Source organism: Williamsia sp. M5A3_1d (assembly GCF_053345315.1).
The window spans coordinates 860,933-873,897 of sequence record NZ_JBKEZX010000003.1; the positions used below are offsets into that span (position 1 = coordinate 860,933).

Genomic DNA, 12,965 nt, shown 5'->3' on the forward strand with positions numbered 1-12,965 from the left:
GTCGTGATCCCGTCGGCCACGCAGCACCAGACCGCCACGGGTACAGACCTCACCGCACTCGACCGCCACGGCGACGACGACGTCGCGGCGGGCATGGTCGATTTCGCCGTCAACGTCCGTGGCCGGACGCCGCGCTGGATGGTCGACGCCCTCGCCGAGCGGCTGCCCGACCTGGCCGCCTACCCCCTCCGTGACGATCACGACGCCGCCGTCGACGTGATCGCGCGGGCCCATCGTCGGGATCGCCGCGAGATCCTGCCGCTCGCCGGTGCCGCCGAGGGGTTCTCGCTGCTCGCACGGTTGCGCCCCGGGAACGCCGTCGTCATCGCCCCCACCTTCACCGAGCCCGAACGCGTGCTGACCTCTGCCGGTGTCCCGGTGACCCGCGTCGTGTGCGCCGCACCGTGGGATGTGACCTCCGCCGACGTCCCCGCCGACGTCGACCTCGTGATCGTCGGCAACCCGACGAACCCGACCTCGGTGCTGCACCCCCGTGAGGCCATCGAGTCGTTGCGGCGTCCGGGACGGATCGTGGTGGTCGACGAGGCGTTCGCCGACGTGACCCTCGCCGTGCGCGACGGGGCCGAGATCGACGAACCGGAATCCCTCGTCGATAGCGCGTATCCGGACGTGATCGTGATCCGCAGCATCACCAAGACCTTCGCCCTCGCGGGACTTCGCGCCGGATATCTCTGCGCCGCAGCAGATGTCATCGATCGCCTCACCGCGGGTCGCCCCCACTGGCCGGTGGGCACGCTGCAGCTCGCCGCACTCGCCGCCGCACTGTCGGAACAGGGGAGGGCTCATGCGCGCGAGCAGGCCCGGGTGGTCCGATCCGACCGCGAGGCGATGTGCGCGGCCCTGGCCGCGGCCGGCATCACGGTGTGCGGCACGCCCGCGGCGTCGTTCGTGATGGTGCGGGTGACCGAGGGCACCGCGGCCAAGAACCATCTCGCGCGTGAGGGTTACGCGGTACGCAGCTGTGCGAACTTCGCCGGGCTGGGTCCCGATCACCTGCGTCTCGCCGTCCGCGACCGCGAGGCGGTTGCCGGTCTGATCGCCGCCTGGCCACGCCGCGACGACACCGGACAGCTCCCGCACCGCACCGCGTGCACCGACCTACCCTGTACCGACTCGAATGACGGGAACTGACGTGGCCGCCCTGCGCCATCTGATCGAACTGCTCGACGAGACCTACCCGCCGCGTCACGCCGAGTCCTGGGACAGTGTCGGTCTCGTGTGTGGCGACCCCGGTGACACCGTCACCGCCGTGTTGATCTGCGTCGATGTGACCGACGCGGTGGTCGACGAAGCCGTCGCGACCGGTGTCGAACTGATCGTGGCGCACCACCCGCTGCTGCTGCGCGGTGTCGACACCGTCGGTGCGCACACCCCCAAGGGGCGATTGATCCACCGCCTCATCCGGTCGGGATGCGGGCTCTACACCGCGCACACCAACGCCGACATCGCCCGCCCCGGGGTGTCCGACGCCCTCGCCGACGCTCTCGGGGTCACCGACACGCGGCCTCTCTCACCGCTGCCGAGCCCGCCGTTGGACTCCTGGGTGGTGATGGTCCCGCGCACCGCGACCGACGCGGTCGCCGAGGCGATGTTCGCCGCCGGTGCCGGCGCGATCGGCGAGTACAGCCGGTGTCGGTTCACCGTCGCGGGGACCGGCGAGTTCCTCCCCGGTCCGTCGGCGAACCCGGCCATCGGTGACGTCGGTGAGGTCGCCTCCGTCGCCGAGGACCGCATGCAGATGGTCGCCCCCCGCGGCCGACGCGACGCGGTGGCCGCGGCCCTGCGCGCGGCGCATCCCTACGAGGAACCGGCCTTCGACCTGATCGAACTCGCCTCCACCCCGTCCGACATCGGATTGGGGCGGGTGGGCGTCCTCGCCGAACCGATGTCGTTGCGCGCGTTCACCGATCATGTGGCGACGTCACTCGCGACCGCGGCGTGGGGCGTGCGGACGGCGGGCGATCCCGACGCCATGGTCTCGACGGTCGCGGTGTGTGGTGGAGCCGGCGACTCGCTGATCGACGCGGCCGCCGCGGCCGGGGCCGACGTCTACGTCACCGCCGACCTGCGTCACCACCCCGCCGACGAACACCTGCGCGCAGGTGGCCCCGCGCTCGTCGACGCCGGGCACTGGGCGACGGAGTTCCCCTGGTGTGCGCAGGTCGCCGCGGTGCTCGGCGCCCACGACGCGGGGCTGGTCATCTCGCAGTTCGACCGTCCGACCGACCCGTTCACGCTGCACGGCGCGGGCTCCACCAGCGCCGTCACGGGCGAGGCACGCCCCGACCGGTAGTGTCGCCAGAACCCCTACAGAACAGGACACCCTCGCGACATGAAGGCAGATCCGGCCGATCAGAGAGCACTCCTCGACCTGGCCGAGGTCGATGCCGGGGTCTCGAGGGCCACCCACCGGCGGTCCCACTCGCCGGAGGCCGCACGGGTCGCCGAACTCGTCGAGGCCCTGCGTGAGTACCGGGATCAGACCGTCGCCGCGCAGATCGCGGCCGAGGACCTCGCCCGCGAGGTGCGACGCCTCGAGAACGACATCGCCGTGCTCGACACGCGGTTGAGCAAGGACTCGGCCCTGCTCAACGGCGGCACCCTCACCGGCAAGGCGCTCACCGAGATCGAGCACGAGATCGCGGGCCTGCACCGTCGGCGCGGTGTGGCCGAGGACGAGCTGCTCGAGGTGATGGAACGTCAAGAGGCCACCGCGGCAGAGGAATTGCGCTGCGGAGCGCTGGTGACCCACACCGAGGAAGAGATCGAGAAGGCCGACGCCGACGCGGCGACGGCGATGTCGGAGATCGACGTGACCGCAGACGCCGCGCGCGCCCGTCGCGACGAACTGCGCGGACAGATCGACGACGCCCTGCTCGCCGTCTACGACAAGCAGGTGGCCCAGGGCCGGATCGGCGCGGGCCTGCTGCGTCAGGCGCGGTGCGGGGCCTGCCGCATGGAGATCGACCGCGGAACGCTCAGCCGCTACGGGCAGGCACCCGCCGACGAGGTGCTGCGCTGCGACGAGTGCGGCGCGATCATCGTGCGCACGCACGAATCCGGGGTCTGAGCCGGATGCGGGTCATCGTCGAGGCCGACGGCGGATCGCGCGGCAACCCCGGCGTCGCCGGATACGGCACCGTCGTGTTCGACGCCGACCACCGGACCGTCCTGGCCGAGCGCAAGGAGTACATCGGACGCGCCACCAACAATGTCGCCGAATACCGTGGGCTCATAGCGGGTCTCGGGGCTGCGAGGGATCTCGACGCCGACGAGGTGTCGGTGCGGATGGACTCCAAGCTGGTCGTCGAGCAGATGTCGGGTCGGTGGAAGGTCAAGCACCCGGACATGATCCCGCTGGCGGAGCAGGCCCGCGATCTCGTCTCGGGCTTCTCACACGTCGACTTCGCGTGGATCGCTCGCGCGGAGAACTCCCACGCCGACCGCCTCGCCAACGAGGCCATGGATGAGCAGGCGCAGGGGCAGATCGCGACAGGTGGTGAGTCGGCCGCCCCGGTCGAGAAGAGCGCTTCGGCGGCGAAGACCGGGCCCGGTTGGACCGGGGCGATGGGGGAGCCCACCCGGTTGTGGCTGGTGCGCCACGGGCAGACGGCGCTGTCGGTGGACCGGCGCTACAGCGGACGTGGGAACCCCGAGCTCACCGAACTCGGTGTGCAGCAGGCCGATCGGGCGGCGCATCGCATCGCCTCTCGCGGCGGTGTGAAGGCCATCGTGTCCAGCCCGTTGTCGCGGGCGCGGGCGACCGCCGGCGCCATCGCCCGCAAGCTCGATCTTCCGGTGCACGAGGTGGAAGGCTTCACCGAGACCGACTTCGGCGAGTGGGAGGGTCTGACGTTCATCGAGGCGATGCAGCGTGACCCGGAACTGCACCGCGCCTGGATGTCCGACACGTCGGTCGCCCCTCCGGGTGGGGAGAGTTTCGACGCCGTCACCGAGCGTGTGCGGGTCGCGACCGACCACGTGGTGTCGGAGTACGGACCCGGCGACGTCGTGGTGGTCAGTCACGTCACGCCGATCAAAACCGTTCTGCGCCATGCCCTCGACGTCGGTCCGTCGATCCTCTTCAAGCTCCACCTCGACCTGGCGTCGCTCTCGGTGGCCGAGTTCTACTCCGACGGAGGAAGTTCCGTCCGCCTCGTCAACGACACGAACCATCTGTCCTGATTCACGGCCGACCGTGACGAACCCGAACCGGGTGTGCTGACCACAGATCGTGAGTTGACGGCGAAACGACGCACACTCGGCGACGACTTTCGGCACAGTCGGCGGTAGTAGAACGCGACCGGACAAGCGAAATACACCAGCGTTCAACAACATTCACTAAAATTAACCACCCACCCCTCGAACATCCGTGCTAGGATAGATGTACAGATCCACCTGGGGAGGGGGCAGGCCGATGAACAGCATCCAATCGGATTACGCTGCCCTGGAACAGATCGTGGACAGAATCCTCACTGCCGACTCCACCTCGTGCACCGACGAGGAGGTCGCGGATCTCGCCATTCGCCATGAGCGCATCGCCCGGCAATTGGAGGCCGCCGGCAACAAAAGGATCCTCGAGGTGTCCGACCGCGACGCCCACCGCGCCGTCGGATGTGTGAACCTGACCGAGTTCCTTCGGACGACACTGCGCGTGACGCAACCGAAGAAGCGGCTCAAAGAAGTGCAGGCGCTCGAATCGATGCACGCGATGACCGGAGAGAAGCTGCCACCGGTCTGCCCGAACGTCGCTCGGGAGTTGGCGGCCGGATCGATCGGCCCCGACCACGTTCACGCCGTGCTGGATGTCATGGCCAAAATCCCCACCGCGGTCGAGCCCGAGCACCGAGCGTTCGCAGAACAGACCCTCGCCGAGTTCGCGACCACACTCACCCCGAAAGAGATCACCGCCGCCGGGGTACGGATCCTCGCCCACCTCGATCCCGACGGCACCCTCACCGACGACCGTGACCGCGCACGGAACCGGAAGCTGTCTGTGGGTTGCCAGGACAGCCAGTTGATGTCGAAGCTGACCGCCACCTTGGACCCGACCACGCGCGCCCTGTTCGACGTGGTGCTCGCGAAGTGGGCGGCACCGGGGATGAACAACCCCGACGACGATCAGTCGCCTCACGGCGACGGCAGCGAGATCAGCAGCGATGCACTACGGGAAGCAGCAGATCGGGACTGCCGCTCGCAGTCCCAACGCAACCACGACGCCCTCAAAGCCCTACTCGACGCCGCCGTCAACGGCGGCTTGCTCGGTGGGTCACACCGCGGGCTGCCGCCGCAGATCATCGTCTCCATCACCGACGCCCAACTCCGCGAGCACGCCGGCGTCGTACGCACCACCACAGGTACCGACCTCCCGATCGGTGACGTTGTGAAGCTCGCCGCCGACGCCCAACAACATCTCGCGGTGTTCAGCGACGTCACCAACGAGCCCTTGTTCTTCGGGCGCACCCGCCGCCTCGCCTCACAAGCGCAACGGTTGATGGCTTTCGCGCAGTACCGCGGTTGCAGCAAGGACGATTGCGGTGTCGCCTTCGCCCACACCGAGATGCATCACGCCGAACAGGATTGGGCCGACGGCGGGCTCACCGACTCCACCCACCTGGCCCCCGCCTGCGGACCCCACAACCGAGCCGTCGGAACCGAACCCCATCAGTGGTCCACCGAGAAGATCACCGACGGCCCCGACAAAGGCCGCTACGGCTGGCGCCGCAACACCGACCCACCCGAAAAGCTCCGCGCCAATCACCTACACCGGATCGACGAACTCCTCGAACGATTCCGGAACCCGCCTGACGTCGCGGCAGTGAGCAGGCGCTTCGACATCACTTGGCCTGAGTGTGAGCTCTATCCCGCTGCTTGATGGGTGTTTGGGTTCTACCGCCGCTGACGGTGCGGAAAGCCGTTGTCGAATGTGCGTTGTTCACGTCTCGGCTTGCGTAATGCTGCGAGCACACTCAGCGACGACTTTCGGCACAGTCGGCGGGAGTAGAACGCGACCCGGCCGCTCAACTCAAGTGACGAGCCACAACATGGTGACGGCAGCGACGATCGACGGGGCACCGGCGACGAGGCCGAGGGCGGAGAAGCCGGCGGCGGAAACCGCGACACCGTCGCGGCTGACGATGCGGCGCCACAGCAGATTCGCCAGCGACCCCACGTAGGTGATGTTGGAGCCGATGTTGACGCCGAGGAGCATTGCCAACAGCGCGACGGTCGGGGCGCCGGACATCGCGGCGAGCAGCAGCAATGTCGCGGGGATGTTGTTGATGACGTTCGCGACCACCGCACCGATCGCGGCCACGCCGAGCAGCGCGAGAAGACCGGTGCCGTTCGGGACGATGCCGGCCAACCAACGACCGATCGCGCCGTCGGCGATGGCGGCGACCAGGACCCCGAGTGCGAACACGAACAGCAGGAACAGGGGATTGATCGCCTTCACCACATCGACCACGCCCGACGCCCTGCGCGCCATCGCGATCACCGTGAGCACCACGGCACCCGCGGTGGCGAACCACACCGGCTCCACCCCGACCTGAGACGACAGGACGAAACCGACGAGCGTCGCGCCGAGGACACACAACGCGGTGACCGGCGCGAGCCCGGGATCCTGTGGCTCGTGATCGGGGACGTCGGCGATCTCGGCGCGGAACCACCAGCGGTGCACCGCGTACTGCACCACGAGCGTCGCGAGCCACGGCAGGGCCATCAGCAGGGTGAAGCGGCCGAAACTCACGCCGGTGGCCGAGAACGCCAGCAGGTTGGTCAGATTCGAGACCGGCATCAACGACGACGCCGCGTTGGCGAGACTGATCGTCGCCACCGACAGCGGCCGTGGGCGCACCCCGAGGCCGCGGGTGACCGCGATCAACACCGGGGTGAGCAGGACGACGGTGGCGTCGAGATTGAGCGCGGCCGTCGTGACCGCCGCCCCGACGAATCCGAGGGCGAACAGTCGTCGACCGTTGCCGGCTCCCGCGCGACCGATCTGCCGCGAGACCCACCCGAACACCCCGAGCACCTCACACGCGTGCGAGAGCGCCAGCAGCGCAGCCAGTGTGGCGACCGTCGACGCCAGACGGTGGATCTCGTCGAACGCCTCACCCAGCGTCACCGCGCCCACAGTGATGGCGATCGCCGCCGCGGGCACCGCAACCGTCGCCTCGGGAAGCCCTCGCGGACGCCACACAGCGAACGCGAGCGCCAGCACCATGAGCGCCACTGCGCCCGCTGCCATCATCTCTGTCGTCCCCGTGTCCTCAGCCGAGGATCCTGCGGAGTGTGCGCAGGTTGCGGTTGGTGGTCGTCGCCTTGTACGCCGACCTGCCCAGGACCTTCCCGAAGGCGCTGCTGAGCGTCTGCTTCTGTGGCACCGACCAGTAGACGACGCCGTCACCTCGGGCCACCGATTCGACGTCGCCGTCGATGTCGACACCGAGCAGTTCGTCGAGCACCGCATCGTCGGCCACGAACACCACATACGCGTGGACGCCGTCGCTCTCGTCGAACGGATAGGCCCCGGTGACGTCGGCAACGTGGTCGACGGTGTGGACGAACACGAATGCCTCGTAGCCGAACCGCTTGCCGAGGGCCGGTTCGATCAGCTCGCGCAACGACGACGGCGTGTGGTCGTCGTCGGCGTCGAACACGACGTTGCCGGTGGCCAGCACCGTGCGCACCTCGGTGAAGCCCAGATGCCCGAATTCGTCACGCAGATCGGACATTCCGACCCGCACGCCACCGACGTTGATGCCTCGGAGCAGGGCGACGTAGCGGGCCACCGCGCCAGGGTAGCGCCCCGGCAGTTGTCGTCGCCGACGCTACCGCCGGCCGACCGGGACCCCGAGCGCGCGTGCCACCGTCGGCCAGGCGCGGTGCAGATCCTGATTCCAGTACCCCCACGAGTGCAGTCCGGCCCGGTAGTCGATGGTGGTTCGCACACCGGCGCGTCGTGCGGCGCGGTCGAACAGTCGGGTGCACGTCAGCGCTCCGCTCTCCAACACACCACCGACCGGCGACGCGATGCCCGCGAGTCCGAGGGACAGATCGGGCAGGCCGTTGCCGACGGCGAGGTAGAGCGCGGTGCCCCTCAGCGCACCGACCTGTGATGCCGGGTCGTGCGCCCGCCACTGCGCGTTCCCCGGCCGACCCCACATGTTGTCGGGGTTGCCACCGCGGGTGAGGATGCTGCCCTGCGTGGCCGCCGCGGCGGTCGGGTCGAGGAGATCGAGACACCCGCTGAACGCCGCGACGCCGCGGTAGAGACCCGGGTGGCGGACGGCGAGCATCATCGCGCCCGTGGCACCCATCGAGACACCGCCGATCGCATTGGTGCCGTTGCCGCGGAACGTCCGGTCGATCACCGGGGGCAGTTCGGAGGCGAGGAACGTGTCCCATTTGTTCACGCCGAGAACGGGATCGGTGCGGTCCCAGTCGGTGTAATAGCTCGCCGTCCCGCCGATCGGCAGGACGACGTTCACGGACTTGTCGGCCATGAAGCGCACGATGTCGGTCTGGTCGGTCCACCCGCTCTGGCGGTAACCGGTGAGGACGCCGGCGTCGATACCGTCGAGCAGGTACAGCGACGGGCGCGGTCGGCTCCGGTCACGGGGGAGCAGTACGTCGACCGAGATGATCTTGCGCATCGACGGGGAGAACACGCGCAGGCGCGCCTTCTGCGACGAGGTCATCACCACCGACACCACCCGCGCGGCCGGGGCGGTCGACGGGGTCTGCGTGACGCCGGGTGACGTCGTGACGCCTGGCGTCGGGGGCGCCGCGTGGGCGACAGGCTGGTTGAGCGCTGCCGTCGCCACCAGCGCGACGAGAGTGAGGATCACGGCGACGAACCGCATGATCCTCGGACGTGCCGCATCGGTTGTGCCGAGTGTCTGTGTGTCGAGCGTGGCCATTGTTCGAACCCCCCAGGTCGCGTACACGTCGCCGGTCCGGTGCCGCCGTGTGTGCGACGACGACCGGAGTACAGACGACCGGCGGTTATCATAAGCGGGCGAACGAGCCGACCGGGCGATCGCGGTCTGCGGGAACGGTCGCCGTCGGGCGATACGCCCGTGATCGAGGAAAGTCCGGACTCCACAGAGCAAGGTGGTTGCTAACGGCAACCCGGGGTGACCCGCGGGAAAGTGCCACAGAGAACAGACCGCCGACACCGCACGCCCTCGGGCGTGGGGTTCGGTGAGGGTGAAACGGTGCGGTAAGAGCGCACCAGCGCCGTGGGTGACCACGACGGCTCGGTAAACCCCACCAGGAGCAAGGTCGAAGGTCGCACCGCGAGGTGCGGCTGCGCAGGCGTTCGAGGGCTGCTCGCCCGAGCCTGCGGGTGGACCGCTCGAGGCACCCGGCGACGGTGTGTCCAGATGGATGATCGCCCCCGACCCCCGTGGTCGGGACAGGATCCGGCTTACAGGTCGACTCGTTCGCACCCCGCCCGGCGCAGCCGCGCCCACCGGGGTCTGCCTGTCAGAAGGCGTCGGCGATGGCGTCGTAACGGTGCAGCGCCTCGGCGTGACGTTGCTGTTCGCGGGCGTCGAGACGGCCGAGGACGAAGGCGTCACCCGGCGCGGTGACGTTCGCGGCGACCTCGGCGAGCAGTTCGCGACTCAGCGACGCGTCGTTCGCATCCCCGAGCAGCGACTGGATCTTCTTGGCCGTCGAGCCCACCCGCTTGTGTCGGGAGACGCCGAGCGTCGCGCCCGCCTCCGCGATGTAGCGCAACCGCTTGGCCTTCTTGCGGACCGTGTGCATCTGCTCGGTCCACTCCTCGGTTCCCCGGTCGAGCTCGGCGAGCTTGCGTTGCGCCTTGCGCACCGAACGACGGCTTGCGTCGACGGCGTCACGCAGGGCTTTCTTCGCGGGCCGCTCACCGTCGGGGCCTGCGACCGGATCGGCCAGGTGTGCGTCGATGGCGTCGAGCAACGTGAAGTAGCGGGCGGAGTTCATGCCCGTCACCGCGACCCGCAGGCCACGCCGGTACCTGCGTTCCTGTTCGTCGACGAGTGCGGCCCGCAGCGCATCCGACGCGTTCTCGTCGGTGAGGAGTTCGGCGTAGCGCTGTGCGGTGACCTCGGCGTCACGGGCGACCCCGAGCACCGAGGCCAACTCCCTGAGCTCGTCGCCGATGGTGTCGCGCGCGGTGCCGCCGAGAACCGTGTCGAACGCGCGCAGCACGCTGCGGAGCCTGCGTGTCGCGACCCGCATCTGGTGGACCGCGTCGTCGACGTCGGCACGTACCGCCGGGTCCCACTCGACGAGCTGGTCGCGGTGACGCGACAACTCGGTGATCACGAGTTCGAGCGCGGTCGGGTTCTTCGGCAGCGGCTTCGTCGAACGGTGGGAGGGCATCGCGCCGATGGTGCGGGCGAGCTTCGACGCGCTCGAGGCGGTGGTGGCGCCGGCCCCGCGCAGCAGTTCCTCGGCGGGTCCGAGGAGGTCGGTGTCGCCGTCCACGAGTTCGAATTCCCACTCCGACCACGTCTGGCCGGTGCCGCCGGGCAGCAGCGATCGCGCGGTCACCAGATCGGCGCACAAGACGGCGAGCAGACGGTCGTCGTCGTCGCGTGCCTCGGTGATCTGGCGTCGGGTGCCGATCACCGCCACCGGCGACAGTGCCCGCCCGCGTACGTGCACCCGGACCGGCTCGAGCAGCTCGCCGGGCACGGTCGCGTGCGCGATGCCGGTCGCGGGATCGGCGTCGTCGGGATCGAGCGGCACCTGTCGCTCGCGGCGTCCGCCCGTACCCGCGGGCCGCTTGAGATGCCACCCCTCGTCGTGGCCGCCGGTGCGGCGCCGCAACGTGATCCGGTTGTCGGCGAGGTCGAGGTTCTCGGTGTCGAAGTAGGTGGCGTCGAGGTTCTCCTCGATCGGGCCGGACGTGGAGGCGACACCGGGTAGCGCGGTCAGGTCGGGGATCGGCCGTCCGGCGGCGACGTCGAACTTGAGCTCGATCTCGATCTGCTCGTGCGCGGTCATGGGGTGCGTGTGTCCTTGTCCTCGGTGGTGTCGGTGCCTGCGGGCGTGCGCGCGAAGCGGTCGGTCGCCTCCACCAGATGGTGTTTGATACCGGCCTCGAACGAGGCGTGACCGGCGTCGTCGACGACGCGTAGATCGGCAGACGGCCACGCGCGGTGCAGATCCCACGCACTACGCATCGGGCACACGACATCGTATCGGCCCTGGACGATCACGCCGGGGATGTGGGCGATGCGGTCGATGTCACGGAGCAGCTGACCGTCGTCGAGGAAGCCGCCGTGGGTGAAGTAGTGGTTCTCGATCGAGGCGAACGCGAGATCGAAACGCGTGTCGACGTCGTCGCCGTCGGGGGTCGGCAGCAGATGACTGGTGCTCTGTTCCCAGTTCGTCCACGCCGTGGCGGCCGCTGTGCGCACGTCGGGGTCGTCGGAGGCGAGGAGTCGCCGGTAGGCCGCGACGAGATCGCCGTCGCGCTCGGACTCGGGGATCGGCGCGAGGTATCCCTCCCACACATCGGGGAAGAGGTGTGCGGCACCGCCGTTGTAGTACCAGTCGATCTCACTGCGGCGCAGCAGGAAGATGCCACGCAGCACCAGCTCGGTGACCCGTTCGGGGTGGGTCTGGGCGTAGGCCAACCCCAGGGTGGAACCCCACGACCCGCCGAACACCTGCCACCGCTCGACCTCGAGATGGGTGCGGATGCGTTCCATGTCGGCGATCAGGTGCCCGGTGGTGTTGACCGAGAGGTCGGCGCCATCGGCGATGTGCGGAGTCGAACGCCCGCAACCGCGTTGATCGAACAGGATGATCCGGTAGTGCGAGGGATCGAAGAAGCGGCGCTGATCCGCCGACGTCCCCCCGCCGGGCCCGCCGTGGACGAACACCACGGGCTTCCCGTTCGGGTCGCCGCTGCATTCGACGTAGATGCGTTGCCCGTCACCGACGTCGAGCATCTCCTGCCGGTACGGCTCGATCGCCGGGTACAAATCGCGCATGTGACCACTATGCCGGGTGTGGCCACCTCATCGGTCACGCGCGCGGCGCGCGGGTCGTCGGTTCAGTAGCTGTGCTCGGGACCGGGGAACGTCCCACGGCGCACCTCGTCGGCGTACTGCTCGGCCGCCACACGCAGGTCGGTGCCGATGTCGGCGTACCGCTTCACGAACTTCGCGGTCTTGCCGTGGGTGAAGCCGGCCATGTCCTGCCACACGAGAACCTGTGCGTCGGTCTCGTTGCCCGCACCGATGCCGACGGTGGGGATGGTGAGCTTGCGAGTGATCTGGCCGGCGAGGTCGGCCGGGACCATCTCCATCACGACGGCGAATGCGCCGGCCTCGGCGACGGCGATCGCGTCGGCGACGAGCTGATCGCCGGCGTCGCCGCGGCCCTGGACGCGGAAACCGCCGAGGCCGTTGACGCTCTGCGGTGTGAACCCGATGTGGGCCATCACCGGGATGCCCGCGGCGCTCAACGTGGCGATCTGGTCGGCGACGCGCTCACCGCCCTCGAGCTTCACCGCGTGCGCGCCACCCTCCTTGAAGAAGCGGATCGCCGAGGTCAGTGCCTGCGCCGAGCCACCCTCGTAGCTGCCGAACGGGAGGTCGGCGACCACCAGCGCATGCGGGGCACCGCGCACCACGCCGCGGACCAGCGGAAGCAGCTCGTCGATGGACACCGGGATGGTGGTGTCGTAGCCGTAGACCACGTTGGCGGCGGAGTCGCCGACCAGCAGTACCGGGATCTGCGCCGCATCGAAGATGCGGGCGCTGGAGTAGTCGTAGGCGGTGAGCATCGACCACTTCTCACCCTCGGCCTTCATCTGGGCGAGGTGGTGGACGCGGGTCACGCGGCGGGGAGAGGTCGGCGCGGTGGAGGGGGCGCCATAGACAGAGCTGTCAGACATCGTCGTCTCTTTCGTGCCTCGAGTCTCGCGGTGCGAGTAC

At 69.2% G+C, this 12,965-nt stretch carries 11 protein-coding genes and 1 other RNA gene; 6 read left to right on the plus strand and 6 right to left on the minus strand.

Translation table 11 applies throughout. From position 1 onward, the window contains the following. Window positions 1-3: 3 nt before the first annotated feature. The 5 genes from cobC to ACLBW1_RS16325 all read left to right on the plus strand — a co-directional run bounded on the left by cobC (window position 4) and on the right by ACLBW1_RS16325 (window position 5,896). Window positions 4-1,152 (plus strand): Rv2231c family pyridoxal phosphate-dependent protein CobC, encoded by a 1,149-nt coding sequence (gene cobC / locus ACLBW1_RS16305; protein WP_447812833.1) that lies wholly within the window; start codon window positions 4-6, stop codon window positions 1,150-1,152. Continuing rightward, window positions 1,139-2,314, plus strand: a complete 1,176-nt coding sequence (locus tag ACLBW1_RS16310; protein ID WP_447812834.1) for a Nif3-like dinuclear metal center hexameric protein — start codon at window positions 1,139-1,141, stop codon at window positions 2,312-2,314. The genes cobC and ACLBW1_RS16310 overlap by 14 nt, the downstream gene beginning before the upstream one ends. 39 nt (window positions 2,315-2,353) lie before the next feature. After that, complete coding sequence (locus tag ACLBW1_RS16315; protein WP_447812835.1) at window positions 2,354-3,091, plus strand: zinc ribbon domain-containing protein; 738 nt, start codon at window positions 2,354-2,356, stop codon at window positions 3,089-3,091. Between the two features lie 5 nt (window positions 3,092-3,096). After that, entirely contained in the window at window positions 3,097-4,206 is a 1,110-nt protein-coding gene (locus ACLBW1_RS16320) for a bifunctional RNase H/acid phosphatase (protein WP_447812836.1), read from the plus strand. A gap of 232 nt (window positions 4,207-4,438) precedes the next feature. Continuing rightward, the gene (locus ACLBW1_RS16325) at window positions 4,439-5,896 is read left to right on the plus strand and encodes a DUF222 domain-containing protein (protein ID WP_447812837.1); all 1,458 of its coding nucleotides are present in this window, start codon (window positions 4,439-4,441) and stop codon (window positions 5,894-5,896) included. 150 nt (window positions 5,897-6,046) lie between these two features. Here the strand turns inward: ACLBW1_RS16325 and ACLBW1_RS16330 are convergent, their stop codons facing one another. The 3 genes from ACLBW1_RS16330 to ACLBW1_RS16340 are packed head-to-tail and all read right to left on the minus strand — an operon-like array spanning window position 6,047 to window position 8,888. Further along, window positions 6,047-7,270, minus strand: coding sequence for an SLC13 family permease (locus ACLBW1_RS16330; RefSeq protein WP_447812838.1), 1,224 nt, complete (start codon window positions 7,268-7,270; stop codon window positions 6,047-6,049). A gap of 22 nt (window positions 7,271-7,292) precedes the next feature. After that, complete coding sequence (locus ACLBW1_RS16335; RefSeq protein ID WP_447812839.1) at window positions 7,293-7,814, minus strand: DUF1697 domain-containing protein; 522 nt, start codon at window positions 7,812-7,814, stop codon at window positions 7,293-7,295. A 39-nt stretch (window positions 7,815-7,853) separates the two neighbouring features. Next, window positions 7,854-8,888 (minus strand): alpha/beta hydrolase, encoded by a 1,035-nt coding sequence (locus ACLBW1_RS16340; protein ID WP_447813002.1) that lies wholly within the window; start codon window positions 8,886-8,888, stop codon window positions 7,854-7,856. Between the two features lie 160 nt (window positions 8,889-9,048). Between ACLBW1_RS16340 and rnpB the strand changes: the two genes are divergently transcribed. Further along, an RNA gene (gene rnpB, locus ACLBW1_RS16345) (RNase P RNA component class A) lies at window positions 9,049-9,473 on the plus strand. 40 nt (window positions 9,474-9,513) lie between these two features. On the opposite strand, the gene ACLBW1_RS16350 is transcribed toward rnpB, so the two are convergent. From ACLBW1_RS16350 to panB, 3 genes are all read right to left on the minus strand, one after another. Further along, window positions 9,514-11,022, minus strand: a complete 1,509-nt coding sequence (locus ACLBW1_RS16350) for a CYTH and CHAD domain-containing protein (RefSeq protein WP_447812840.1) — start codon at window positions 11,020-11,022, stop codon at window positions 9,514-9,516. Beyond that, window positions 11,019-12,017: a prolyl aminopeptidase gene (pip, locus tag ACLBW1_RS16355; RefSeq protein ID WP_447812841.1), complete on the minus strand. Its 999-nt coding sequence runs from the start codon at window positions 12,015-12,017 to the stop codon at window positions 11,019-11,021. The genes ACLBW1_RS16350 and pip overlap by 4 nt, the downstream gene beginning before the upstream one ends. Window positions 12,018-12,079: 62 nt before the next feature. After that, on the minus strand, window positions 12,080-12,925 hold the full coding sequence (panB, locus tag ACLBW1_RS16360; RefSeq protein ID WP_447812842.1) for a 3-methyl-2-oxobutanoate hydroxymethyltransferase: 846 nt from the start codon (window positions 12,923-12,925) through the stop codon (window positions 12,080-12,082). Window positions 12,926-12,965 lie beyond the last annotated feature (40 nt).